This window comes from Novosphingobium sp. NPDC080210 (assembly GCF_050281025.1).
Classification (GTDB): Bacteria; Pseudomonadota; Alphaproteobacteria; order Sphingomonadales; family Sphingomonadaceae; genus Novosphingobium.
Genome location: NZ_JBNNWL010000001.1, coordinates 815,861 through 838,285 on the forward strand (window position 1 = coordinate 815,861; position 22,425 = coordinate 838,285).

General features: G+C 63.4%; 20 protein-coding genes and 2 tRNA genes. 13 read left to right on the plus strand and 9 right to left on the minus strand.

Annotated elements, in window-relative coordinates:
• Positions 1-60: 60 nt before the first annotated feature.
• Together ACQKOE_RS03885 and ACQKOE_RS03890 are read left to right on the plus strand one after the other, a co-directional pair.
• Positions 61-137: transfer RNA gene (locus ACQKOE_RS03885), tRNA-Ile, on the plus strand.
• Between the two features lie 23 nt (positions 138-160).
• Positions 161-237, plus strand: a tRNA-Pro gene (locus ACQKOE_RS03890).
• A 20-nt stretch (positions 238-257) separates the two neighbouring features.
• Here ACQKOE_RS03890 and ACQKOE_RS03895 read toward each other — a convergent pair.
• The 5 genes from ACQKOE_RS03895 to ACQKOE_RS03915 all read right to left on the minus strand — a co-directional run bounded on the left by ACQKOE_RS03895 (position 258) and on the right by ACQKOE_RS03915 (position 8,945).
• Complete coding sequence (locus ACQKOE_RS03895) at positions 258-5,300, minus strand: MSCRAMM family protein (protein ID WP_427511638.1); 5,043 nt, start codon at positions 5,298-5,300, stop codon at positions 258-260.
• Between the two features lie 60 nt (positions 5,301-5,360).
• Positions 5,361-6,437, minus strand: coding sequence for a hypothetical protein (locus tag ACQKOE_RS03900; protein ID WP_427511639.1), 1,077 nt, complete (start codon positions 6,435-6,437; stop codon positions 5,361-5,363).
• A gap of 68 nt (positions 6,438-6,505) precedes the next feature.
• Positions 6,506-6,985 (minus strand): hypothetical protein, encoded by a 480-nt coding sequence (locus ACQKOE_RS03905; RefSeq protein WP_427511640.1) that lies wholly within the window; start codon positions 6,983-6,985, stop codon positions 6,506-6,508.
• 11 nt (positions 6,986-6,996) lie between these two features.
• Positions 6,997-7,983, minus strand: coding sequence for a GEVED domain-containing protein (locus ACQKOE_RS03910; protein WP_427511641.1), 987 nt, complete (start codon positions 7,981-7,983; stop codon positions 6,997-6,999).
• A 317-nt stretch (positions 7,984-8,300) separates the two neighbouring features.
• A complete protein-coding gene (locus ACQKOE_RS03915; protein ID WP_427511952.1) occupies positions 8,301-8,945 on the minus strand; it encodes a winged helix DNA-binding protein in 645 nt (214 codons plus the stop codon).
• Between the two features lie 244 nt (positions 8,946-9,189).
• Between ACQKOE_RS03915 and ettA the strand changes: the two genes are divergently transcribed.
• On the plus strand, positions 9,190-10,869 hold the full coding sequence (ettA, locus tag ACQKOE_RS03920; protein WP_374589231.1) for an energy-dependent translational throttle protein EttA: 1,680 nt from the start codon (positions 9,190-9,192) through the stop codon (positions 10,867-10,869).
• Positions 10,870-10,873: 4 nt separating this feature from the next.
• Here the strand turns inward: ettA and ACQKOE_RS03925 are convergent, their stop codons facing one another.
• A complete protein-coding gene (locus ACQKOE_RS03925; RefSeq protein WP_427511642.1) occupies positions 10,874-11,470 on the minus strand; it encodes a flavin-binding protein in 597 nt (198 codons plus the stop codon).
• 125 nt (positions 11,471-11,595) lie between these two features.
• On the opposite strand from ACQKOE_RS03925, the gene ACQKOE_RS03930 reads away from it, so the two are divergent.
• From ACQKOE_RS03930 to ACQKOE_RS03970, 9 genes are all read left to right on the plus strand, one after another.
• Positions 11,596-12,603: an RcnB family protein gene (locus ACQKOE_RS03930; protein ID WP_427511643.1), complete on the plus strand. Its 1,008-nt coding sequence runs from the start codon at positions 11,596-11,598 to the stop codon at positions 12,601-12,603.
• Between the two features lie 121 nt (positions 12,604-12,724).
• Complete coding sequence (locus ACQKOE_RS03935; RefSeq protein WP_427511644.1) at positions 12,725-13,399, plus strand: prolyl hydroxylase family protein; 675 nt, start codon at positions 12,725-12,727, stop codon at positions 13,397-13,399.
• A 2-nt stretch (positions 13,400-13,401) separates the two neighbouring features.
• Positions 13,402-15,216: a DUF885 domain-containing protein gene (locus tag ACQKOE_RS03940; RefSeq protein WP_427511645.1), complete on the plus strand. Its 1,815-nt coding sequence runs from the start codon at positions 13,402-13,404 to the stop codon at positions 15,214-15,216.
• Positions 15,217-15,283: 67 nt separating this feature from the next.
• Positions 15,284-15,694 (plus strand): four-helix bundle copper-binding protein, encoded by a 411-nt coding sequence (locus ACQKOE_RS03945; RefSeq protein ID WP_427511646.1) that lies wholly within the window; start codon positions 15,284-15,286, stop codon positions 15,692-15,694.
• Entirely contained in the window at positions 15,691-16,449 is a 759-nt protein-coding gene (locus tag ACQKOE_RS03950; protein ID WP_427511647.1) for a TonB family protein, read from the plus strand. Before ACQKOE_RS03945 ends, ACQKOE_RS03950 begins: the two co-directional genes overlap by 4 nt.
• A gap of 99 nt (positions 16,450-16,548) precedes the next feature.
• Positions 16,549-16,956, plus strand: coding sequence for a DUF350 domain-containing protein (locus ACQKOE_RS03955; RefSeq protein WP_427511648.1), 408 nt, complete (start codon positions 16,549-16,551; stop codon positions 16,954-16,956).
• Between the two features lie 18 nt (positions 16,957-16,974).
• Positions 16,975-17,376, plus strand: coding sequence for a hypothetical protein (locus tag ACQKOE_RS03960; protein WP_427511649.1), 402 nt, complete (start codon positions 16,975-16,977; stop codon positions 17,374-17,376).
• A 3-nt stretch (positions 17,377-17,379) separates the two neighbouring features.
• Positions 17,380-18,525, plus strand: coding sequence for a glutathionylspermidine synthase family protein (locus ACQKOE_RS03965; protein WP_427511650.1), 1,146 nt, complete (start codon positions 17,380-17,382; stop codon positions 18,523-18,525).
• Between the two features lie 2 nt (positions 18,526-18,527).
• Positions 18,528-18,902 carry a potassium channel family protein gene (locus ACQKOE_RS03970; RefSeq protein WP_427511651.1) on the plus strand — a complete coding sequence of 125 codons (375 nt, stop codon included), beginning with the start codon at positions 18,528-18,530 and terminating at the stop codon, positions 18,900-18,902.
• 5 nt (positions 18,903-18,907) lie between these two features.
• Here the strand turns inward: ACQKOE_RS03970 and ACQKOE_RS03975 are convergent, their stop codons facing one another.
• The 3 genes from ACQKOE_RS03975 to ACQKOE_RS03985 form a co-directional block, all read right to left on the minus strand.
• A complete protein-coding gene (locus ACQKOE_RS03975; protein ID WP_427511652.1) occupies positions 18,908-20,500 on the minus strand; it encodes a lysine--tRNA ligase in 1,593 nt (530 codons plus the stop codon).
• A 62-nt stretch (positions 20,501-20,562) separates the two neighbouring features.
• Positions 20,563-21,117, minus strand: coding sequence for a phosphoribosyltransferase (locus ACQKOE_RS03980; protein WP_427511653.1), 555 nt, complete (start codon positions 21,115-21,117; stop codon positions 20,563-20,565).
• A complete protein-coding gene (locus ACQKOE_RS03985) occupies positions 21,110-22,126 on the minus strand; it encodes an adenosine deaminase (RefSeq protein WP_427511654.1) in 1,017 nt (338 codons plus the stop codon). Before ACQKOE_RS03985 ends, ACQKOE_RS03980 begins: the two co-directional genes overlap by 8 nt.
• 102 nt (positions 22,127-22,228) lie before the next feature.
• Between ACQKOE_RS03985 and ACQKOE_RS03990 the strand changes: the two genes are divergently transcribed.
• Positions 22,229-22,378 (plus strand): hypothetical protein, encoded by a 150-nt coding sequence (locus ACQKOE_RS03990; RefSeq protein ID WP_427511655.1) that lies wholly within the window; start codon positions 22,229-22,231, stop codon positions 22,376-22,378.
• Positions 22,379-22,425: the final 47 nt, after the last annotated feature.

Genomic DNA, 22,425 nt, shown 5'->3' on the forward strand with positions numbered 1-22,425 from the left:
CCGCGCCGCGCTTGCCTAAGTCCGATCACCAAGCTAACGCCGCCCGGCAATCACATGCATGGGCCTGTAGCTCAGTTGGTTAGAGCTGGCCGCTCATAACGGCTAGGTCGCGGGTTCGAGTCCTGCCGGGCCCACCAGATGTGATATGGCAAACCCCGGTCGGGGAGTAGCGCAGCCCGGTAGCGCGCCTGCTTTGGGAGCAGGATGTCGCAGGTTCGAATCCTGTCTCCCCGACCAAGTTTGCCCAGCCCGCGCGATCAGCGCTGCCCCAGGCCCATCCAGTTCAGGATGCCCTGGTCGAACTTCATGCGCAGAGCAATGAACGGCCCCTTCATCGTCGTCCGGGCAGCAGCGAAGTCTGGGTCGTGGAAGCCGGTGAAGTTATAGCCAGCGGTCACCAGCACGTCCTTCGTCGGCGTGAAGCCAATCTGCGGACCCAGGGAATAGGCTGTTGTCTTGTCCGCCAGACTGGCGCGGACGGTGCCCGTCAGGCCAAGATCAAAACGCAGGCCAAGGCCGTAGCGAAGGTCAAGTCCGCCGATCAGAGTTGTCCCTGCCAGATCGAATCCTTGCAATTGTTCGAAATTGTGGCGCACGGCAGTGAAGAAGCCCAGTTCGTGGCGCTGGATCTCGCCGGATCCATCACGGCTGCGCGGGGTCCAGTTTCCAGACAGGCTGGCGATAAGGCGGCTCGACTGGCCATTGCCGCTGATTGTCAGGGCACTGCGACCGGTTGGGCTGAACTCTCCGGCGACTGCTCCGACCACGCGGTCTGCCCGCAGCTCAAGCTTGGCCAGGAGTGCAAGGTCGGACGCCGCCGGGCGATGAGCCAGGGCAACCGCGCCGTCCAGCACTTCGGTTGCAGCGCCTGCCGGGCTCTTGGCCTTGGTCCAGCTGAAACCGGCACCGATCATGGAACCGTCGCCCAGTTGACGCAGCGCGCCAAGCGTCACCCCCTTGCGATCAGCGCTCTCGCCAGCGCGCATTTCGCCGCGCAGCGTTGCCGACCACAGCCCCGAACGCCACGCCGCACCCAGCGACAGGGCGGTGAAATCTTCCCCAATGGAGCGGTTTTCGCCCAGGTGTCCGCCGCTGGCGACGGGATGGTCCGGATTGACAACCCGCGCCGGGTCCAGCGCGGACAGGGTGCGGTTGTTGTCGAAGGTAGCGGTCAGGGTAAGACTGGGAGTGACCGGCAAGGACTGCGACAGACCAAAGGCGGCAAAGCTGCGCTGGCTTTGGTCGTCACCGATCTGGCGCCCCAGCATCCCGGTCATCCGGCCGCCGCTCCACGGGGCGATTTCCACACCGGCCTGGGCCGTGCGAGCCTCGATCGCGTCGCCCTTGGCCAGTTCATAGGCTCCCACCAGGCGGACATCGCGAGTCACCGCATAGCGCGCCGATACCCTGTGCCGCGCGGGCAGGTCGATCGACCCACTGTTGCCCAGCGCCACGGATGATGCAGCCGAAAGTTCAAGCTTGTTATCCAGCAAGCGCTGGCTCACCGCGCCTTCCAGCACCGTGGACTGGACGTTCCGGCCATCTGCCAGACTGTCGCGCATCATGGCCAGACCCAGCCGCGCATCCGTGCTCTTGCCCTGCCAGACGGCGCCCAGTTGCAAGGCGGTGCGGCGGCCTGCATCGTACAGTGCCTCGTCACGCCAGGCGCTGGCATCCAGCGACAGCTTGTCATTCAGGCGATAGCGCAGGTCCAGTCCAAGCTTGCGCCGGCCCCGTTCAACGTCGGATTGCTGGTCCAAGCCGAATTCGCGCTCGGCAAAGCGTGCATAGCCAAGCAGGTCCAGCTTGCCGTCGTGGTGCTCAGCCTCGATCAACCAGGCAACCGCGCCGGAACGGTGGTCGAAAGTGGTGCCGATTTCGCCGCGCAGTTCGGTGTTCGAACCAAGGCTGGCCGTCACATCGACTGCGGTCAGGTTCTTGCGGGTTCCGTCCAGTTCAGCCTGTTCGGTCAGCCCGCTGACACCCAGGCGCAGCTTGCCCCCGGCGGCGGAAACGTCAGCGCGCAGCCCGGCGTTAAGCCTGCCCTGGCCGCCGCCCTCTTCAACTTCGTAGTCGATCACGATGAATTGCGGATTCAGCGCAAAATCGCGGCTTTGCACCGGTTCGCGGAAGGTGATGGTGTCGGACAGCAGATCGATGTCATAGTCGACAAAGCGAGTCAGATTGCGATGCGACAGGACCACCCCGGAGCGTAAACGATCGCGCACTTCGATTTTCACCATCTCGCTACCCGGCACGAATGCGCGGCTGGAGAGGCGATAGGGACCTGAAATGCCCCCGCCCTGAAATTCGTCGCGGCGGTGCAGCGAGGCAGTCTGCGCGGCAAAACCCTGGACATGCACGCCGCCGCGTTGCAGTTCCGCTTTAACCCCGGTGGCGGTGCGCTGGTAGGAAGCCAGTTGGCTCTGATCGAACCCGGCTTCGAAATCGCCGTACAGCGCATAGAATTCGCCGCCCTCGATGCGCGCATAAAGCTTGTCGCGGCTGGCCGCGTCGAACAGGCGGTCCGACATATCGGCAAAGACCGAATAATAGGCACGCGGATCGATTGCCCCCATCAGGTTGTGATCGTCCGCCTGCCGCGCGCTGTCATAAGCAGCCGTCAGCATCACCCCTTTGGCGATCGGACCCTTGGCATAGGCGGCGATCCGGGCGTCTTCTCCCAGCGGACTGTCAAAGCGCCCCGAACGCTGCATGGTCTGCGCGACGGAGACGGAGCCCGCCGTGCCTTCGGCCAGGCCCACGACGGTCCAGCCCTGCTGGCCAGGTGATATCCATGCCTCCACTTCGATGCGGCGGCGGACTTCGCCCTCTTGCAGGATGAAACTGGCGACTAGTTTGCCGCTGGTCATGGTCGGGGCCAGTTCGACGTAGGCCATGCCGTCGTCACCCTTCACGTGCCAGCGCGGAAGCGCACGACTTTGCCCGGCAAGTGCCCGCTGCTGCATTCCATCGATCGCTTCGGCGCTTTCATAGGGCGCGGAAAGCTGGAACTCACCGGTCAGGCCCATGCGCACCGGGCGCCCCTTGCGATCCGACAAGCGCAGGGCGAGCACCGGGCGGGTGCGGCCATCCGCGATCAGGCGGCTTTTGTCGCGCACCAGTTCGATGCGCGCCGGTGCCTGCGAGAAATGGACGTCGCGGCTCAGCTCGGCGGCGACTTTGCCTTTGGGCCCAAGGACGGCGGCGGTCAGACGGGTCGTTGCCCGGTCCAATGGAACGCCCCGCCAGATCGAGACAGCGAAACGTCCGCCCGGGGCCTGCCGGGTTCCATCGAAAGTAACCGGATCGACCGCGCGCCCGTTGGCTTTCAATTCCACGTGCTGATCGGCGCGATGGCGGATGACCACACGTATGGCGGGTGCACGCGGGTTGTGGTCAATCGACGGGAACAGGAAGTCGGGCGGACCGCCTCCTGACGCAAGCCAATCGGTGTCCGCACCTGCGGCGGCACGCTCGGCAGCTGCGGCAGTGCTCTCGGCGCGAAGGGGAAGCGGCTCTTTCTGCTGCGGGGCCTGCGCATCGGGCACGATTGCATGGAAATCGGCCACAGCCAGGCTTCCGCCCTGCCCCATGACAAAGCGCGTCCTTGCGCTCCCCGCGCTGCGTGTGGATCTGGCACAGTCCACCAGGCGGCTACCCGGCGGAAGCGTATCTGCGACTGCCTGAACCACGTGGGTGCCGGGAACCAGGCCGGCGAAGTGATAGCGCCCATCGGCATCGGTAATGGCGAAACTGCCATCCTCCATCACGATGCGCACGCCCGCGAGCCCTTTGCCTGCCCCGTCGGCGCTACAGCCTCCGGCAGTGACACGTCCGATCAGAGTCATGCGCGATGCAAGGTCTTCGCGCAGTATGCGGACGGCGACCCCGCCGCGCGCCGACCGTCCGCGGTCATCCACAACTACGGCCTCGTTCATGACTGAACCGGCCGGAGCATCGGCCCGTACGGTCATGGCATAGGTCACAGTGCGCACCGCTCCTTTGGGGATTGTCCCCAAAGCCAGGGTAAAACCGTGGCCGTCCGGGGAAAACGTGACCTGTTCCGTGGCCGGAGCGCCATCGACACGGACCGTATCAGGCTTGATCCGCAGCAGGGAGGCGGACTTGTCCGTCAGGGTGACGCCGCGCTTGTCATACGTGCCATCGGGGTTGCCGACTGCGACGGAATAGAACACCGCGTCTCCCGGCAGGGCCACCTCGCGCGAGGCTGTCTTTGTCAGGGACAGCGACAGGTCTGCCGGGTCCACCGGCACGTCGTTTTGCACCGGCCCAGCGGCCGAGAGCGAGAAAACTTCGCCAAACGAGATGTTGGAAATGCGGAATGCGGCGCCATTTGGCCGCCGGAGCAAGGCAATCTGCTGCGGCGAAGCAGTCGACGGGGCCGTGAAGCCCGGGGGCGCTTCGATTTTCAACCGGTACTGCCCTGCGCTGACCACGGGGAAGCGGTACTCGCCCGGCTGAACCGGATACAGGCGCCCGGCTTCGTCCGTTACAGCCTGCCCGGACAGGACAGTCGCAGGCCAAGCAGTCACTCCGTCGTCCGCCAGCACCCGTGCTGGTTGCCCTGAAGCCGCCTCGACCAGCGTGACCTTGACCCCGCTGACCGGCGCCCCATTCTCACTGTCGAAAACCACGCCGCTGCGAACCGGCATAACCGTGACACTGGCCCTGGCAACGGCGCTGGCACCGTCCGGTAGGGCGGCAGAAACATCCACTCTCTGGGACGGACCGGCAGAAAGGACGCAGTCGCCCTGATTTGATCCGGCAAAAGATGCCGAGGTCTGCACATAGCCGATGAATACGCCCGTATCGGGGCCGGTCTCGAAAACGATCAGCTCTTCGCGGTCTCCCGTTGGAGAAACGATGGTAGCGATCAACTGGTCGGGAACAGCGGCACTGGCATTGGCCGAGGGCGCGAAAATCCGGAAATACAGCGTTTCGCCCGCCTGTACTGTAGATGACGGGGTGAGCGTCGCGACAGTGGAGCGCCGCGCGTCCCCCGCCCCCACTGGCAGCCCGTCCCCAAGGCGGCATTGCGGCTCAAACAGACTGGTCGCCGAGCCATCGGGGGCAAGGACGAACGTTTCGATCGACACCGGCGGAGCGGTGACTTCGAAGTCCACCGTGTTCGATACGGTGGAATAGAGCCTGACCCCATCTGTCCAGCTTGCCTTGGCCGTGCTGACGATGGTCCGGGTCAGGCCCGGAGACACACCAAGCATCAGCGCGCCGACAAGCGCCAGCAGGCAGGCAAGGATCAGGCGCAGGGGTTTCATCTGGCTGCCAGCTTTGGATCGCGCAGGCAGCGCGACGTTCAGCCGCGTGCCTGCCCGAGGTCAGTTGACCGTGGCCCGGAACCGCATGGTTCGCTCTTGTCCTGCGGCAATATCGCTCAGCGTGCCGCTTACGGTGGTCGTGCCGCTATCGTAACTGCCGCCAGCGCTGCCATCCGCGTTGCAGGCGCCGCTGGTGACCGTGCCGTTGACGAAAATGCCAAAGCCGGAGTCATAGGACACGTTGGTCGGAAGCGGGTCCACGATGCTTACCGCCGTGGCTGTTGCCGCTCCGGCAGCATTGGCAATGGAGATGCAGTACTCGATCGTGGCGCCGGGAATCGCCTTGGGATTGGTCGTGCCATTGAACGGATCCGTGACCACCTTGCTGGACTTCAAGATGGTCAGCAATGCTGCCAGCACCGTATAGTCATCGGTTGCGGAATAGGCGGCATCGCGCGCTGCGTCCGAAGCGCCTGCACCATCGGCAAAGACCGTATCGACAAAGGTCGGATTGGCTTCGTTCGTCGTACCGGTGTTGGTTTCGGTCAGCGCGGCGCCCTGGCTTGCGGCGGTACCACCTTCTCGCGCAGTGGCGGTCAAGGTGACCGCGGCAACATCCCCGGTCACCTGGCCAAGCGGGATATCGCTGACCACGAATACCGTCCGCGACTGGTCTGCGGCCAGTTCATCGAGGTAGGCGACTTGCTGATCGGTCCCGGAATCGAACGAGCCGTTGCTGTTCGTATCCACGAACACCCGAACGTTCGTAGCGTCAAACGTGTCGGGATTTCCATGCACGGCCGTCGCACCGGCCTGGACCGCGGAGAGTGCAAAGTCCAAGGTCGCGTTCGAGCTGTTGGTGACGGTGAAAGCCGTGACGGCGTTGGTCTGGCCCGGTGAAACCTGCGTGGTCGTAGTACCCACCTCGGCAACGGTCAGGCTGATCTTGCGGTCAACCGTAACCGTGTTGGATGCCGAAGTTGCCGTCTGCGCGACCCCGCCAACCTGGTAATTGACGGTTACCGTATTGGTGATCGTCGTACCTGATGCGGTTCCGGCTGCCAGGGCTGGCTGCGCGGCCAGGGCCGACAGGGCGAAGACCCCGGCTGACCCAAGAAACTTGCTGATTCTGTTCATGGTTTGCGTCCCTTTGAAATTCTCAGATCAGCGCGAACTGGGCCCTGACCGGTTGCTTCTGAAAAATGTCAGCGAACAAGCGCGAGGTAGGTTACTTCCCCGGCAACGCCCGGCTTGATCTCGGTAAGTATCCAGCGCAGATGCGTGACATCGCCTGCATTGGCCGGCCTTTTCGTCCCATCGTTGCCAGTGACGCTCAGCGTTCCCAAAGCGCCCCAGGTTTTCCCGCCATCGACGGAAACAATCTGCGCGGCCGCGCCTTCCGGGGCGAGCGCCACCCCGCCGGGAAGTGCATTGGTGATGATAAAGTTTTTCACCGCCTGGCTGCTGACATTGCGATAGGCAGTGGTGAAAAGCAGGGTATCGCCGGGCACGACCACCTTCGGCTCGGCCAGGATCTGCTTTTCCGCGCCATTTTCCTTGACGCGCTGCCTCACCTTCACGTCACCCTTCAGTTCCACCGGCTGCGGGGTCTGGGCGATTGAGGGGCTGGCAGCCGTGACCGCGATGATCATTGCTCCAAGCGAGGCCAGAAGGTTCCGTTTCATGGAAATGCTCCTCAATTGATCGTGACGCCGAAGGTCACGACCTTGGTCGTGCCGCCGGACACGGCAGGGATGGTCACGGCGATTCCGCTGGCGCCCGCACTTCCGGCATCAGCGTCCGCCGCGTCCGTCAGATTGGCGCCGTCAAGCTTCAGAGTGCCCGGCTGATAGGTCGTGCCCGCAGGAATCGGATTCTCGACCAGCAGGTTCTGTACCTGCCCCGAACCGGCCACGGTTGCGGTCAAGGTATAGGTAACCGTCGCGCCAGGAACCGGCTGGCTTCCACCGAACGGATCGGCAATTGCGGCGGACTTGGTCAAGGTAACAGAGGCCAGGCTGGCGACCAGCGAAGCGCTCGCCGATCCGTCGCCGCCCGACGCGCCGATCACGGCATCACCGCCGCCGACACCTTGGCCGGCAAAGATGGTGCCCGGCGACCCTGTGCCAGTAACGGCCGAGGCCGTCAGACGAACCTGGCTCGTCTGACCATCCGTGGCCTGGGCGGGTAACTGCACAACAACAAACACGGTGAGAGAATTGTCCGCGGAAATCGACGGCGTTGCGGTGCCGGATGCAATGGTCTGGTCCACCCCGGAATCGAAAACGCCGTTTCCGTTGCTGTCCACGAACAAACCATCGACCGTAACGTCGAAATTGTTTCCGGCCAGCGCCGTATCGACCAGAAGGTTGAAAGCCTCCGGCCCGTTGCCGGTATTGGTGATCGAAAAGGACAGCGCCACAGGATCGCCTGCCACGACTGCCGTTGTCGGCTGGGCCGTGACCGTTACGTCGACAACCTCGTCGACCCGGACCGTGACAGTGTTGGACGTTACCGATCCGTCATAGGTCCCGCTGGTATAAGTTGCGGTGGCAGTGCTTTCGATCAGCGTCCCCGCGCTTACACCCGCCGCGAGGGCAGCGGGAGCGTGGACCCACAAGCCAAGGGCGAGCGGAAGGATCAGCCTGCTGCGGTGACTGCGCGCACCCGCAAAAGCAGGCACGGTGGACCGCGGACAGTTCCGGATTTTTTTCGCGACACGTTTCATGCGCGAATCTTAGGCATTTAAACTGTAAACAGTCAGTTAAGCCTAAGTATAGGTACTCATACAATGGATATAAATGGTCTTCGGAACCGTAATAACTTTTTAAAGCACATTACGCATTCACCGTAATTCTTATTTTAAAGCTTCTTTAATCGCAAAAGTGGCGGTTCCGCGCGGTTTCAGTCACAAGCAGGCTGCGTCCGAGAATATTTGCCCCTGCCCAGCTAATTTCCGCCCCATCTTATCCTTGATCGATTTGGCTGACGTGCCGTTAATCAAAAATTGTCGGGACGATGCCGTTCCACCTCCTCAAAAAAGCGTGCCATGGCATCGGCACCGCGTTCAGTTAGGGTCACAAAGGCCCTGCGGCGGTCTGTGTCATCCTCGATTCGCTTGACCAGGCCGGACTGCTCCAACAGCTTGATCCAGCGCAGCGCAGTGGTGGTTGGAACCCCTGACGCGATACACAACGAGGTTACCGAAACCCGCAAATGCTCCGCTCGCGCCGCAGTAAGGTCCAGCAGCATGTCCCAGGCAGGATCGGCAAACAGGTCTTGCTCGAAGAAACGCAAACGCATCTGCCGACACCGGATGATGCCGCGGACCAATCGTGGGTCGGGCAAGGCTTTGCGCGATTGCCGGATCGGACCGGTTTCGTTTGCGGCGACCCTGTGGGCCATGGCCGCCCCGCTGCTCCCATTTGGGTTTAGCGTGGCGAGCAATTGGTCCAATCTGCTCATGATCGCACCAAGCGGATCAGGTTCCGACCCCGACCGTTCACCCGCTGCAATCATCCAATCCGTCTGAATTCGATCGGATTTATGCGCCTTATCTTCAGCAGCTTGCATCATCTTTCTGCACCCCAAAAAGTGATCCTTTCCAGAGGCGTATCGATGAATTTCGCGGTGCGGTAGAACCATTGCCACCACTTTGACTGCTTAGTTTTTACACAATGAAATGATTTAGTCCGATTTTGAGTTCAGGCGGGTGATAACCATTACAAATTCGACAAGATATTTTCGAGGCCGTGTTACAGCCAGTATGAACATTAACATGGGTTAGTGCCAAGTGCCTGCGCCTGAAAGCCCCGCTTGCCCGCAGCGGGCCTGACCTGTAGACGCGCGCCAAACCTTATCATTCCAGACCATCCAGAAGGATCGCCAGATGGCCGCCCAATACGCCTATGTCATGAAGGGCATGACCAAGACTTTCCCCGGCGCTCAAAAGCCGGTGCTGAACAACATCAGCCTGCAGTTCTACCAGGGTGCCAAGATCGGCATCGTCGGTCCCAACGGTGCGGGCAAGTCCACCCTGATGAAGATCATGGGCGGGATCGATACCGACTTCACCGGCGAAGCCTGGGCCGGCGAGAACATCACGGTCGGCTATCTGCCGCAGGAGCCGGAGCTCGACACCAGCAAGACCGTGCTCGAAAACGTCAAGGACGGCGCGCGCGAAACCGCCGACCTGGTCGACCGCTTCAATGAAATCTCGAACATCATGGCCGATCCGCCGGAAGATGCGGACTTCGACGCGCTGATGGAGGAAATGGGCGAGTTGCAAGGAAAGATCGACGCGGTCGACGGCTGGACGCTCGACAACCAGCTTGAGATCGCGATGGAAGCCCTGCGCTGCCCGCCGGGCGACTGGTCGGTCGAAAACCTGTCGGGCGGTGAAAAGCGCCGTATCGCCCTCACCCGCCTGCTGATCCAGAAACCGGACATCCTGCTGCTCGACGAACCGACCAACCACCTCGACGCTGAATCGGTCGAATGGCTGGAAAACCACCTCAAGGAATATGCCGGCGCGGTGCTGATGATCACCCACGACCGCTACTTCCTGGATAACGTGGTCGGCTGGATCCTCGAACTCGACCGCGGAAAGTACTTCCCCTACGAGGGCAATTATTCGACCTACCTGGAAAAGAAGGCCAAGCGGCTTGAACAGGAAGACCGCGAGGAAAGCGGCAAGCAGAAGGCGTTGCAGCGCGAACTGGAATGGATCCGGCAGACTCCCGCCGCGCGCCAGACCAAGTCCAAGGCCCGTATCCGCAAGTTCGAGGAACTGCAGAACGCGCAGGACAACCGTCCGATCGGCAAGGCCCAGATCGTCATCCAGGTTCCCGAACGCCTGGGCGGCAAGGTGATCGAGGCCAAGAACATCTCGAAGGCCTATGGTGACAAGCTATTGTTCGAAAACCTCTCGTTCATGCTGCCCCCGGGTGGCATCGTCGGGGTGATCGGTCCGAACGGCGCGGGCAAGTCCACCCTGTTCAAGATCATCACCGGCAAGGAACAGCCCGACAGCGGCACGATCGAAATCGGTTCGACCGTGCACCTGGGCTATGTCGACCAGAGCCGCGACCACCTCGACCCCAGCCACAACGTGTGGGAGGAAATCTCCGACGGGCTGGATTACATGAAGGTCAACGGCCAGGACATGAGCACCCGGGCCTATGTTGGCGCGTTCAACTTCAAGGGTGCGGACCAGCAGAAGAACGTCGGCAAGCTGTCCGGCGGTGAGCGCAACCGCGTCCACATGGCCAAGATGCTGAAGGAGGGCGGCAACGTCCTGCTGCTCGACGAACCGACCAACGACCTGGACGTCGAAACCCTGGCCGCTCTGGAAGACGCGATCGAAAACTTCGCGGGCTGCGCCGTGGTCATCAGCCACGACCGCTTCTTCCTGGACCGTCTGGCCACCCACATCCTGGCCTTCGAAGGCAACAGCCACGTCGAATGGTTCGAAGGCAACTTCGCGGCCTATGAAGAAGACAAGCGCCGCCGCCTGGGTGACGCGGCGGATCGTCCGACCCGCCTGGCCTACAAGAAACTGACCCGCTGACCGGTCAGGGGATCACCCAGGTCCCCTGCCACGGCGAACCCGCATCGCCGCGCGAGAATTTCGCGCGGCGATGTCCGTTGTGGGCCAGGTAAAGCCAGTCCAGGCTGGTCAGCGTTACCAGCAGCACAGCAAAGTTTTCGCGCGCGGGCAGCAATTGTTCCGGCGTCGGACGAATCCCCTCCACTTCAGCTGGAAGCCCCGAAACCGGAGCCGGTGTCGGCGTGCCCGGTCCGCCCTCTGCGAGATAGCAGCGCCGCGCATAGGCACTGGCCTGGTCCCAGGCCGCATCGGCCACCGCGCCGCCTGTCTCGATCCGCCCGACCCCGCGTGCCCGGATCTGGATCTTTGCCTCTGGGTCGAAAGCCAGCAGGCTGACCGGAGCGCCGCAGCCGATGAGGCTCACCTTGGAGCTGCGCGCATCCGTGTGGAAACGCAGCGCGGTGAAATCGGGATCGCAGGCGCGCAGGACCATGATCCGCAGGTCGCCGTCGGCTGTCCCGACCACCGGCATGTGCATCGCGGCGCGGCGATCCCGCGCGGCGTGGTCCAGGCGTGCGGCAATGTCGGCAAGCACGCCGTCCAGAGTCATCTCTTCGTTCATGCAGACCCCTGAAAAGCTGAACGCAAAGCTTAACAGATCATTCACCGCGCGGACAGCCCGACTCGCCTAGCATTCTTTTCAAGATCGCCGCGATCGGTGCGGCGCATAGTGATGGAGATGCGGCCATGGCCGTGAAGTCAAAGAACACCTGGCGCCGGACCAGCCTTGTCGCGCTAACCGTTGCGGCGCTGTCCCTTCCCGCGATGGCCCAGGCTCAGGAAGAACCCAATCAGAAGCGCGGCTGGGCCGAGCGCGTGGCGCGGGAGGACTCCCCCCGCGCCCAGCGCCCCGAACGCCCGATGCGCCAGGCCCCGCCGCAGGCCGAGGCTCCGCAACGCCAGCAGCAGGCACCGCGCAGCTGGTCGCCCCCACCGCATGCCCAGGGCGGAGTCCACGCCGCTCCCCAGTCACGCTGGAACGGCGGCGAAGGGCGTCGCGGTGGCGAAAATGGGCAGCGCCGCGGCTGGAGCAACGGGTCCGACGAACGACGCAGCGTTCGCCAGAGCCAGGATGCGCAGCAAACGCGGCAGGTGCAGAGCGGCACCAGCTGGCGCGACCGCGCGGCTCGCTCGGGCGATACCGAACGCCGCATTGGCGACCGGGATTGGCGGCGCGAACGTATTGCCACCACAAACGCGGCCACTACGCAGACCCGCACCGGCACCGACTGGCGCAGCCGCGTCCAACGGTCCGACGCCGACCGCAATGGTGACCGCCAGTACTGGCGCAACCGCGACTGGCGCAATCACTGGGACCACTCGCGCCGGGGCAACTGGTCGGGCTGGAACAACCAGTGGAACTGGGCCTGGGGCAACGACTATCGCCGCTGGAATACCCACTGGCGCAGCAGCAACCGCTATGACTGGTATGGCTGGCGCAACCGCTATCCCAGCTATTTCCAGGTCGGCTTCTACACCTCGCCCTATCGCGGATATTCATACCGGCGCCTGCGCATCGGCACTTTCCTGGACGAGCTGTTCTTCAGCGATGACTACTGGATCGCCGATCCCTGGTACTATCGCCTGCCCGAAGCCTACGGCCCCTATCGCTGGGTGCGGTATTACGACGATGCCGTGCTGGTGAACATCTACAGCGGCGAAGTCGCCGATGTGATCCACGACTTCTTCTGGTAAGCCGTTCCAGAGCGCATGAGACGGACTCCGAACCCCGGTTCGGGGTCCGTTTGCGTCATGGCTCGACGAACGACATGGTGCGCCGCTTGTCTCGGCGCGCCAATCGGATAGGCAGTCTGGCATGAGTCCTTTCCAAGATGCCCCCGCCCCGGACAAGGCAGCCCTGCTGAAAGTGGGCGCCCATGTGCGCCGCCGCCTGGATGCCGATCCGCGCGCCTATCGCTTTGAAACCGACCGCGCCGAGATCTGGGCCGTGGGCGACATGTTCGACGAAGCGGAATGCAGCCACCTGATCGAATTGATCGACCAGACCGCCGTTCCATCGGAAGTCCTCTCGCACGGCTATGCCGATGCCTGGCGCACCAGCAGTTCGGGCAATGTCGATGCGGCCGATCCCTTCATCCAGATGATCGAGCGCCGGATCGACGATCTGCTCGGCCTGCCGCACGAATATGGCGAGACGATGCAGGGCCAGCGCTATGAAGTGGGACAGGAGTTCAAGTACCACCTCGACCTGTTCTGGACCAAGTCGGACTACTGGAAGGCGGAATCAAAGCGCGGCGGGCAGCGCACCATCACCGCGATGGCCTATCTCAACGACGTCGAGGAAGGTGGAGCGACGGAATTCACCCGGCTGGGCCTGGCGGTCAAGCCGCGCCGGGGCGCGCTGCTGATCTGGAACAACAATCTGCCGAATGGCCTGCCGAACGAGGATACCACCCACGCCGGAACGCCGGTGACGAAGGGCGTCAAATACGTCCTGACCAAGTGGTATCGCTCGCGCAAATGGGGATGACGATGAATTTTATGCTCACGCGCCGCCGGTTCGCCGCAGGCCTCGCCTTTGGCACCGGGCTGGCCTTCCTCCCCGCGGGTGCAGGCTGGGCCGCCGCGAGCAACAATGCCGAGGACCGCCGCCTGATGGCGCTGTTCCACGAAACCGCCCGGCGCGAGGACGCAATCGATCCGCTGGGCCTGATCTATCGCGGGGGCAAGCCGAACCTGACCGCGTTCCGCCAGACCTTTACCGACCTCGCCGTGCGGCAACGGCGCGGCGTGGTGCGCTGGGCCTTGGCCGGACTGGCCAGGATCGACCGCGCGAAGCTGAGCGAAGAACGGCAGATTTCCTATGACGTGTTTCTGCACGACAAGCGGGAAGCAGAGCAATGGCTGCATCCGGACATGGTCGCGCTGAACCTGGTTCGCCCCCTCACCCACTTTGGCGGGCTCCATGTCGAATTTCCGTCGCTCGTCGCAGCGGGCGGTGCCCTGCCCTATGCTTCCGAAGCCGACTATCGCCGCAATCTGGACCTGATCCGCGTCTTCCCGCAGGTTCTGGACAATGCCATTGCCGCTTTCCGCAAGGGCGTGGCGACGGGCGTGGTCGAAACCCGCATGACGACCAGCAACATGGTGGCCCAGATCGACGCAATCCTGGCGCAGCCGCTAAAAGAATCGCCGTTTACCTCCGGCGTGAAGTCCTTCCCTGACGCCGTCCCGACAGCGCGGCGCGATCCGATCCGCAAGCAGTACTTCGCAGCGACGGAAGGCGAGGTCTATCCCGCCTATCGCCGCCTGCGTGCGTTCCTGAATGACGAATACCTGCCCGCCGCCCGCGAAGCCGTCGGCATTTCAGCAATGAAGGGCGGCGCGGCCTATTATCTGAAGGCCATTGAAAGCCAGACCACGGTTCGGCTGGTGCCTGAAGAAGTCCACCAGCTCGGCCTGTCCGAAGTGACCCGCATCCAGCGTGAAATGGACCAGGTCCGCCAGCAGCTGGGCTTCTCCGGTCCGCTGCGCGATTTCTTCGAGGAAATTCGCACGAATCCGAAATATCACCCTAAAAACAAAGAAGAATTTGCCAAGGCGTTCGCTGACGCCGCCAAGGCCGTCGATGCGCAGGTGCCGCGTTATTTCAACAAGGTGCCCCGTACGCCGCTGTCGATCGAGCCATATCCGGCCTACCGCGAAAAGTATGAAGCCGGCGGTTCCTATAACCAGGGCTCGCCCGACGGAACCAGGCCAGGGGTGTTCTATTACAACACCTATGACCTGCCGAGCCGGTTCCTCACCGGGGTCGTCACGCTCTACATGCACGAAGGGGCGCCGGGGCATCATTTCCAGATCAGCCTGGCGCAGGAAGACGAAAGCCTGCCGGAATTCCAGCGCTTTGGCGGCAACACGGCCTATGTCGAAGGCTGGGCGCTCTATGCCGAGACGCTGGGCTTCGACATGGGTTTCTACAAGGACCCGATGCAGCACTGGGGCACGCTGGACGACGAGATGCTGCGGGCGATGCGGCTGGTCGTCGATACCGGGCTGCATGCCAAGGGCTGGAGCCGCGAGCAGGCGATTGAATTCATGCTCGCCAATTCCGGCATGGGCCGCAGCGATGCGACCGCAGAGGTGGAACGCTACATTGTCTGGCCGGGCCAGGCGCTGGGCTACAAGATCGGCGCGCTGACAATCCAGCGCCTGCGCCGCAAGGCCCAGGACATTCTCGGAAGCCGGTTCGACATCCGTGCCTTCCACGATCAGGTTCTGGGGTCGGGAGCCCTGCCCCTGCCGATCCTGGAAGCGAAGCTTGACCGCTGGATTGCGGCCAGCCGTTAATCGCGGCGGAACTCTGCCCCAGGTGCCGGGTTGCCTCTGAAGTCCCCAACTTCAGGAGCCACACCCCATGCACCACTTGCAACAGATGATCGCCGCCCACCCCGACGTGATAGGCAGCACCAACGACGCATTGGTGTCCTGCATCGAGGAATGCTTCGCCTGCGCTCCGGTATGCATTTCCTGCGCGGACGCTTGCCTGCGCGAAGAAATGGTCGCCCAGCTGCGCCAGTGCATCCGGCTCAACCTGGATTGTGCCGACCTTTGCCTTGCTGCCGGCAAGCTGGCGACACGCCGCACCGGAACCGACGAGGCTCTGATTGTCCTGGCGCTTCAGGCCTGCGCCCAGGCCTGCATGCTCTGCGCTGACGAGTGCGAACGCCACGCCGAGGAACATGAGCACTGCCGCATCTGCGCTGAACATTGCCGCCGGTGCGAGCAGGCCTGCCTTGAGGCGGAGCGTTCCATCCGGGTCCATTGAGCGCCGCCGCCGCCCTGCCCGGGCGCTATGCCGGTGGCTCACCTGCCACGCGGACCAGCGCAGCCGTAATTTCGGCTGCGCTGGTTTCCGGCATTGCCCTGGCGATGATCTTCGGCCTTAGCCGCGGCCTGGTCGCGCCGCCCAAGCCGGTGGCGGACCTGGTCACGCTGAACTTCACTCTGCCCAAGCCGCCGCCGGAACCGGAACCACCGCCGCGCGCGTCCTCCGCGAGTGCGGCAAAGGACGCAGCCTCCGCGCGCAATCTCAAGAACAAGGCAACTCCCGTCGTCGCCCAGCCGCCGCGCATTCCCGTTCCGCCGCCTCTGATTGCCGCCGCCACTGCCCCGGCAGCAGGCGATGCGCGGCAGAGCGGTGCTTCCACCCAGGCTGGCCCCGGCCAGGGCGCGGGCGGCGTCGGTTCGGGGACCGGCGGCGGCGGCCTAGGCGGAGATGGTGACGGCGGCGGCATTGCCACGGGCCCCCGCCAGGTGCGCGGGCGGCTGACCGTGGCGGACTTTCCCGACGGCCTGATCGGGCCGGGACAGCAAGCCAGCGTAGGCGTGCGCTATACGGTGGAGATCGATGGCCGCGTGACCGGCTGCTCCGTCCTGCGGTCCAGCGGCTTTGTCCAGGTCGATGCCCTGGCCTGCCGCCTGATCACCCAGCGCTTCCGCTATCGCCCGGCCACCAACCGTGCCGGCCAGCCGGTCCGGGCGGTCATCACCGAAAGTCATACCTGGTACAATCGCGGCTGATCAAGCCTCTGTAAAAGCTTGGCATATGTCGCTGGGCCTTGCTATGCACCAGCCCCTATTCACTGGGGGAACGCCCAAGTGACCACGGGGAGAACTTAAGTGCTTGCCCAGTTTACCGCCGCTCTGCCGCATTTTCTGGCCTATTTCGGTGCCGCCCTGGCTCTGGCAGTGGTTTTCCTGTTGCTCTATTCGCGCTTCACCCCGCATCGTGAATTCGAACTGATAGGCCAAGGCAATGTCGCCGCTGCCACCCAGCTTGGCGGCACCTTCCTCGGCTTTGCCGTTCCCATGGCCTTGGTGATCGGCAATGCCGTTTCGATCCCCGACATGCTGCTGTGGGGCGCGGTTGCTGCCGTTGTCCAACTGCTGGTCTTCGTCGCCATTTCGCGCATCCTGTTCAAGGCGATTTCGGACCGGATCGCAGAAGGCTGCATGGCATCGGGCCTGTTCGTGGGCAGCATGGGCCTGGGCGTCGGGATACTCCAAGCCGCCTGCATGGTTCCCTGAAGAACAGGGCGCAATACCATGAAGAAAAAGCTTTTTCTTACGCCCGCCATGGCCGCCACGCTGGTGTCCATCTCCGCCTGCTCGTCCGGCGATGACTGGAGCGAAGGCGTCGTCGCGGACCGCGACACGCGGGTCTGCGTGGACCAGAACGGCAAGCGGATCGACGACGATCGGTGCGACACCCGCTCGGGCGGCTACATTCGTGGTAGCAGCGTGGCCTGGTACTATCTCGGCCGCCATTCGCGGGTTCCCTATATTGGCGATTCCGTGAAAAATGGCCGCTATGCCGGTTCCTATGCGCCGGACCCGGCCAAGACCTATGCCCGCGCCCCTTCGGCCAGCAACATCACCCGCTCGGCCGCGGTATCGCGCGGCGGCTTCGGTTCAAGTTCGCGCTCGTTCGGCGGCGGACGGTCCTGATCCATGCGCCGCATGACGCTCCAGCCGCGGCCGGACTGGCAGGCCCGCGTCGAAGAGCATGGGCTGGTCTGGCATACCGATCCTGACGGCCCCTATTGGGACGAAAGCGCCTGCTATGCCTTCACCTTGGCCCAGATCGAGGAGATCGAGGCCGCGACGGAGGAGGTGCAGCGGCTCTACCGTGCGGCGGGTGAACGGATCGCGCAGGACGAACGCCTGCTCTCGCTCTGCGGCGTTCCATCAAGTTATCATCAGGCCGTGCGCGACGCATGGCAGGCCCAGCCGCCCGCGCTGGACTATGGCCGGTTTGACTTCGGCTACCATGGCGCCGGTCCGCCCAAGCTGTTCGAATACAACTGCGACACGCCCACCGCGATGCTGGAAACCGCGATCGTGCAATGGTTCTGGAAGGAAGAGGTCTTTCCCCAGGCGGACCAACTGAACAGCCTGCACGAACGCCTGTTGGAGCGCTGGACCGCGCTGAAAGACCGCATCCCCGACCAGCGGGTTTGGTTCACCCATGTGAACGACGATGTTCACGAGGATGCGATTACGACCACCTACATGCGCGAACTGGCGATGCAGGCGGGTCTGGAAACCCACGCCGTGCTGATCGACCAGATCGGGATCGACGCAAGGGGGCGCATCGTGGATCAGGACGACGCGCTGATCGGCGCGCTGTTCAAGCTCTACCCCTGGGAATGGCTGGCAGCAGAGGAATTTGGCGAAGCGATCCTGCCGCACATGAGCAGCACCCTCTGGATCGAACCGGTCTGGAAGATGCTGTGGAGCAACAAGGCCGTGCTCGCCGTGTTGTGGGAGATGTTCCCCGGCCACCCCAACCTGCTGCCTGCCAGTTTCGACGCCCATGCAATGCAGGGCGACTACGTTTCCAAGCCAGTCCATTCCCGCGAGGGCGCCAATATCGAAGTGGTGCGCAAGGGTCAGGTCCTTGCCCGCAGCGAAGGGGGCTACAGCCGCAACCGGCTGGTCTTTCAGGAACTGTACCCTTTGCGCGATTTCGGGCGCGGCGTGCCGGTCCTGGGGTCGTGGATCGTTGACGGTGTCGCAGCGGGCCTGGGCATTCGCGAGGACGGGCTGATCACCGGCAACCGCGCGCGGTTCGTGCCGCACATCATTCAGGAGTGACCATGCAGAAACTGCGCGCCGCGACTGACACCTTCATCGAGCTGGCGATCCTCTACGCCGTCCTCTTGCTCGTCAGCGCTGCCCTGCTTTCACACTTCGAAGGCATCGATTTCGCCACCGGCCTCTACTGGGCTGCCACTACGGCCACGTCGACCGGCTATGGCGACATCAGCCCCAAGACCGGCGCGGGACAACTGGTCGCGGTGATCCTGATGCACTTGTCGATCTTCGTTGTGGCGCCGCTGATCGTGGTGCGCCTTGTCGACCGCCTGAACGAAAACCGGGACGCCTTTACCCACGAGGAACAGCTCCACATCCTCGAATCCCTGGCACGGATCGAGGCACGGCTGGAGCGGCTGGAAAGCGCCCAGCGCTAAGCGCTTCAGCCCAGCGCTTCGGCGATCAACTTGCGGGTATTGGCAATCCCGTAGAGCGCGATGAAGCTGCCCATGCGCGGCCCCTGGCTGGAACCCAGCAGCGTTTCGTAGAGGCACTTGAACCAGTCGCGCAGCTGCTCGAACCCATAGTGCGGGTCCTTGCCGATTTCATAGACGATGTTCTGCAGTTCTTCCGCCGTGGCATCGTCGCTGGTGGCAGCTAGTTCCTCGTCCAGCGCGGTCAGGGCTGCCGCTTCGCCGCCTTCGGGCTTGCGCCGCTTCAGCGTGGGGGCGATGAAATCGCGGTTATAGGCAAGCGCATTGGTGACCAGCTTGTCCAGTTCCGGATGGGCCGCAGGATCGGCATTGTCGACATAGTTGCGCAGGTAGGACCAGACCTGATCGCGCGAGGCACTGGCCCCCAGCACGCCGACCAGGTTGAGCAGCAGGCCATAGGTCACCGGCAGCTTGTCCCCCGCTCCGGCGCGGTCGCCATTGGTGCGCAGCAGGTGCCAGACCGGATTGCCCAGTTGCTGTTCCACCGGCTGTTCGGGCAACTTTTCGCGGAATTGCCAGTATTCGTCCACCGCGCGCGGGATGATCCCGACGTGGAGCGACTTGGCGCTCTTGGGATCGCGGTAGAGGTAAAAGCCCAGGCTTTCCTCGCTGCCATAGGTCAGCCACTGTTCGATGGTCAGGCCGTTGCCCTTGGACTTGGAGATCTTCTCCCCGTTCTCGTCCAGGAACAGTTCGTAGATCATGCCTTCCGGCGCGCGGCCACCCAGGGCGCGGGCGATCTTGCCGCTTTCGCGCACGGAATCGGTCAGGTCCTTGCCGCACATTTCATAGTCAACGCCCAGCGCGACCCAGCGCATTGCCCAGTCAACCTTCCATTGCAGCTTGGAATTGCCGCCCAGGATGCAGCTTTCGACCATGTCGCCGTGATCCTCGAACTGGACCATTCCCGCTTCGGCATCGACCACTTCCACCGGAACCTGCAGCACCTGCCCCGTCTTGGGGCTGACCGGCAGGACCGGGGAATAGGTCTTGCGGCGTTCCTCACGCAGGGTCGGCAGCATGATGTCCATGATCGCCTGCCAATTGCGCAGCACCCCGCGCAGGGCATCGTCGAACTGGCCGGAATTGTACCGGTCCGAAGCCGAGACGAATTCGTAATCGAAGCCGAACCGGTCCAGGAATTCGCGCAGCATCGCGTTGTTGTGGTGCGCGAAGCTTTCGTACTTGTTGAACGGATCCGGGATGCGGGTCAGCGGGTGGCCCAGATAGGCGGTCAGCAGGCCCTGGTTCGGCACATTGTCCGGCACCTTGCGCAGGCCGTCCATATCGTCGCTGAACGCCACCAGCCGGGTCGGCGCGCCGCCGCTCAGCACTTCATAGGCGCGGCGGACCAGCGTGGTGCGCAGCACTTCCTGGAAGGTGCCGATATGCGGCAGGCCCGACGGGCCATAACCCGTTTCGAACAGGACCGGCGAGCCATCGGGTTTCCCGTCCGGATACCGCTTCAGCAGCTTGCGCGCTTCTTCAAACGGCCAAGCCTTGGAAACCTGTGCGGCGGTAAGGAGTGCTTCGTCGGTCATAATCGCGCGCCTTCGCGGAAATGCGCCGATTTCGCAAGTGCGAACTGGGGGACTCGCCGCAGTCAGTCGCCCAGAATCTTTGCCGCCCCTGGCTTGTGCGCGCGAATCTCTTCCTCGCTCAGCCCGCAGATCTCATGCGGAAAGACCAGCCATTCCTCGGTCTGGTGGACGAAATAGTCCGGCTTCAGCGGTGTCTGGTTGCGGCTCGGTTTGTAATAGGCGGTGGCGATCCTGATGGTTTCGGGCGTATTGTGGCGGCAGCGGGCGCGCAGCTCGCCCAGGAAGGCCTGGACCGAACGGCCGGTGTCGAACACGTCGTCAATCACCAGCAGGCGGTCTTCCGGATTGAGCACGTCGATCAGGTAGCCGAGGCCATAGACCCGCACTTCCTTGGCCTGCTGGTCGATCCCGGAATAGCTGGCCGTGCGGATCGCGATATGATCGGTTTCCAGCCCGTGGTAGGCCAGCAGTTCCTGCACCGCGATCCCCACCGGCGCGCCGCCGCGCCAGATGCCGACGATGTGGGTGGGGCGAAACCCGGATTTCAGCACCAGGTTCGCCAGGGCAAAGCTGTCTTCCAGCAAGCGGTCGGCGGTCAGGTAAACCTTCTCAACCATGCACGGCCTCGGCAATCTCGTTCAGGTGGCGGGCCTGGTCGGTCAGCGGCAGGAACGAACCAGTAAAGCTGTTTTCCGCCAGCTTGACGATCTCTGCCTCGGTCAGGTCCAGCGCCTCGGCAACGGCATGGAAGTTGGCGTTGATATAGCCGCCGAAATAGGCCGGATCGTCGGAATTGATCGTCGCCTTCAGGCCCAGGTCCAGCATCCGCCGAACCGGGCTATCGGCAATGTCCTTGATCACGCAGAGCCGCAGGTTGGACAGCGGGCAGACCGTCAGCGTCAGCCCTTCATCCGCAATCCGGCTGACCAGGGCCGCATCCTCCAGCGCGCGGTTGCCGTGGTCGATCCGTTCCACTTCCAGCAGGTCAAGCGCCTGATGGACATATTCCGGCGGGCCTTCCTCTCCGGCATGGGCCGTGACGTGCAGGCCGAGGTCACGGGCGCGGGCGAAGACGCGGCTGAACTTCGCCGGGGGATGGCCCACCTCGGACGAATCCAGCCCAACACCGTGGATGCGGTCGAGATAGGGCATGGCCTGGTCCAGCGTGGCAAAGGCCTCCTCCTCGCTCAGGTGGCGCAGGAAGCACATGATCAGGCGGTAGCTGATGCCAAGCTGCACCTCCCCGTCCTTCAGCGCACGCTCGATCCCGCTCAGCACGGTTTCAAAGGCCAAGCCGCGTTCGGTGTGGCCCTGCGGGTCGAAGAAGATTTCGACATGGCGCACGTTGTCCGCATCTGCCCGCAGCAGATAGGCCCAGGTCAGGTCGTAAAAGTCCTGCTCGTGCAGCAGGACCGACATGCCCTGGTAGTAGATGTCCAGAAAGTCCTGGAGGTTGAAGAAGGAATAGGCCGCGCGCACCTCCTCCACGCTGGCAAAGGGGATCGCCACGCCGTTGCGCTCGGCCAGGGCGAACAACAACTCGGGCTCCAGCGAACCTTCGATGTGCAGGTGGAGTTCGGCCTTGGGCAGGCGGTCGATCAGCGCGGCGCGGGATGGATTCGGCATTGTCCAGTGCTGGCGCAGCGCGACCGAACGGTCAACCGCACGCAGGGAACCAACCGGCTTGCTAACGTGTTGTATGAAGGTCAACCAACGGAGTTTCCCCCCATGACTCCACAATCCCATCGTGGAATCCGTCCCTCGTTCGTCAGCTCGCGCAAACCGGCACTCGATCCCGATATGCGCCGCCAGATCTATGGCCATGTCCGGCCGATGGATTGCGACATGAGCTGGTGGGAGCGGCTTTTCCGCCGTTAAGCCGCTCAGGGCAGTTTTCGCCGTTCCATTTTCGTTCTAAGACCGGG

Bases quoted from the DNA above. Each gene is read 5' to 3' on its own strand.
- ACQKOE_RS03945 (WP_427511646.1), top strand. From the start codon at position 15,284: ATGCACCACTTGCAACAGATGATCGCCGCCCACCCCGACGTGATAGGC.
- ACQKOE_RS03905 (WP_427511640.1), bottom strand. From the start codon at position 6,985: ATGAAACGGAACCTTCTGGCCTCGCTTGGAGCAATGATCATCGCGGTC.
- ACQKOE_RS03985 (WP_427511654.1), bottom strand. From the start codon at position 22,126: ATGCCGAATCCATCCCGCGCCGCGCTGATCGACCGCCTGCCCAAGGCC.
- ACQKOE_RS03930 (WP_427511643.1), top strand. From the start codon at position 11,596: ATGGCCGTGAAGTCAAAGAACACCTGGCGCCGGACCAGCCTTGTCGCG.
- ACQKOE_RS03925 (WP_427511642.1), bottom strand. From the start codon at position 11,470: ATGAACGAAGAGATGACTCTGGACGGCGTGCTTGCCGACATTGCCGCA.
- ACQKOE_RS03895 (WP_427511638.1), bottom strand. From the start codon at position 5,300: ATGAAACCCCTGCGCCTGATCCTTGCCTGCCTGCTGGCGCTTGTCGGC.
- ACQKOE_RS03975 (WP_427511652.1), bottom strand. From the start codon at position 20,500: ATGACCGACGAAGCACTCCTTACCGCCGCACAGGTTTCCAAGGCTTGG.
- ettA (WP_374589231.1), top strand. From the start codon at position 9,190: ATGGCCGCCCAATACGCCTATGTCATGAAGGGCATGACCAAGACTTTC.
- ACQKOE_RS03900 (WP_427511639.1), bottom strand. From the start codon at position 6,437: ATGAACAGAATCAGCAAGTTTCTTGGGTCAGCCGGGGTCTTCGCCCTG.
- ACQKOE_RS03935 (WP_427511644.1), top strand. From the start codon at position 12,725: ATGAGTCCTTTCCAAGATGCCCCCGCCCCGGACAAGGCAGCCCTGCTG.
- ACQKOE_RS03940 (WP_427511645.1), top strand. From the start codon at position 13,402: ATGAATTTTATGCTCACGCGCCGCCGGTTCGCCGCAGGCCTCGCCTTT.
- ACQKOE_RS03980 (WP_427511653.1), bottom strand. From the start codon at position 21,117: ATGGTTGAGAAGGTTTACCTGACCGCCGACCGCTTGCTGGAAGACAGC.
- ACQKOE_RS03965 (WP_427511650.1), top strand. From the start codon at position 17,380: ATGCGCCGCATGACGCTCCAGCCGCGGCCGGACTGGCAGGCCCGCGTC.
- ACQKOE_RS03970 (WP_427511651.1), top strand. From the start codon at position 18,528: ATGCAGAAACTGCGCGCCGCGACTGACACCTTCATCGAGCTGGCGATC.
- ACQKOE_RS03915 (WP_427511952.1), bottom strand. From the start codon at position 8,945: ATGGTTCTACCGCACCGCGAAATTCATCGATACGCCTCTGGAAAGGAT.
- ACQKOE_RS03960 (WP_427511649.1), top strand. From the start codon at position 16,975: ATGAAGAAAAAGCTTTTTCTTACGCCCGCCATGGCCGCCACGCTGGTG.
- ACQKOE_RS03990 (WP_427511655.1), top strand. From the start codon at position 22,229: ATGACTCCACAATCCCATCGTGGAATCCGTCCCTCGTTCGTCAGCTCG.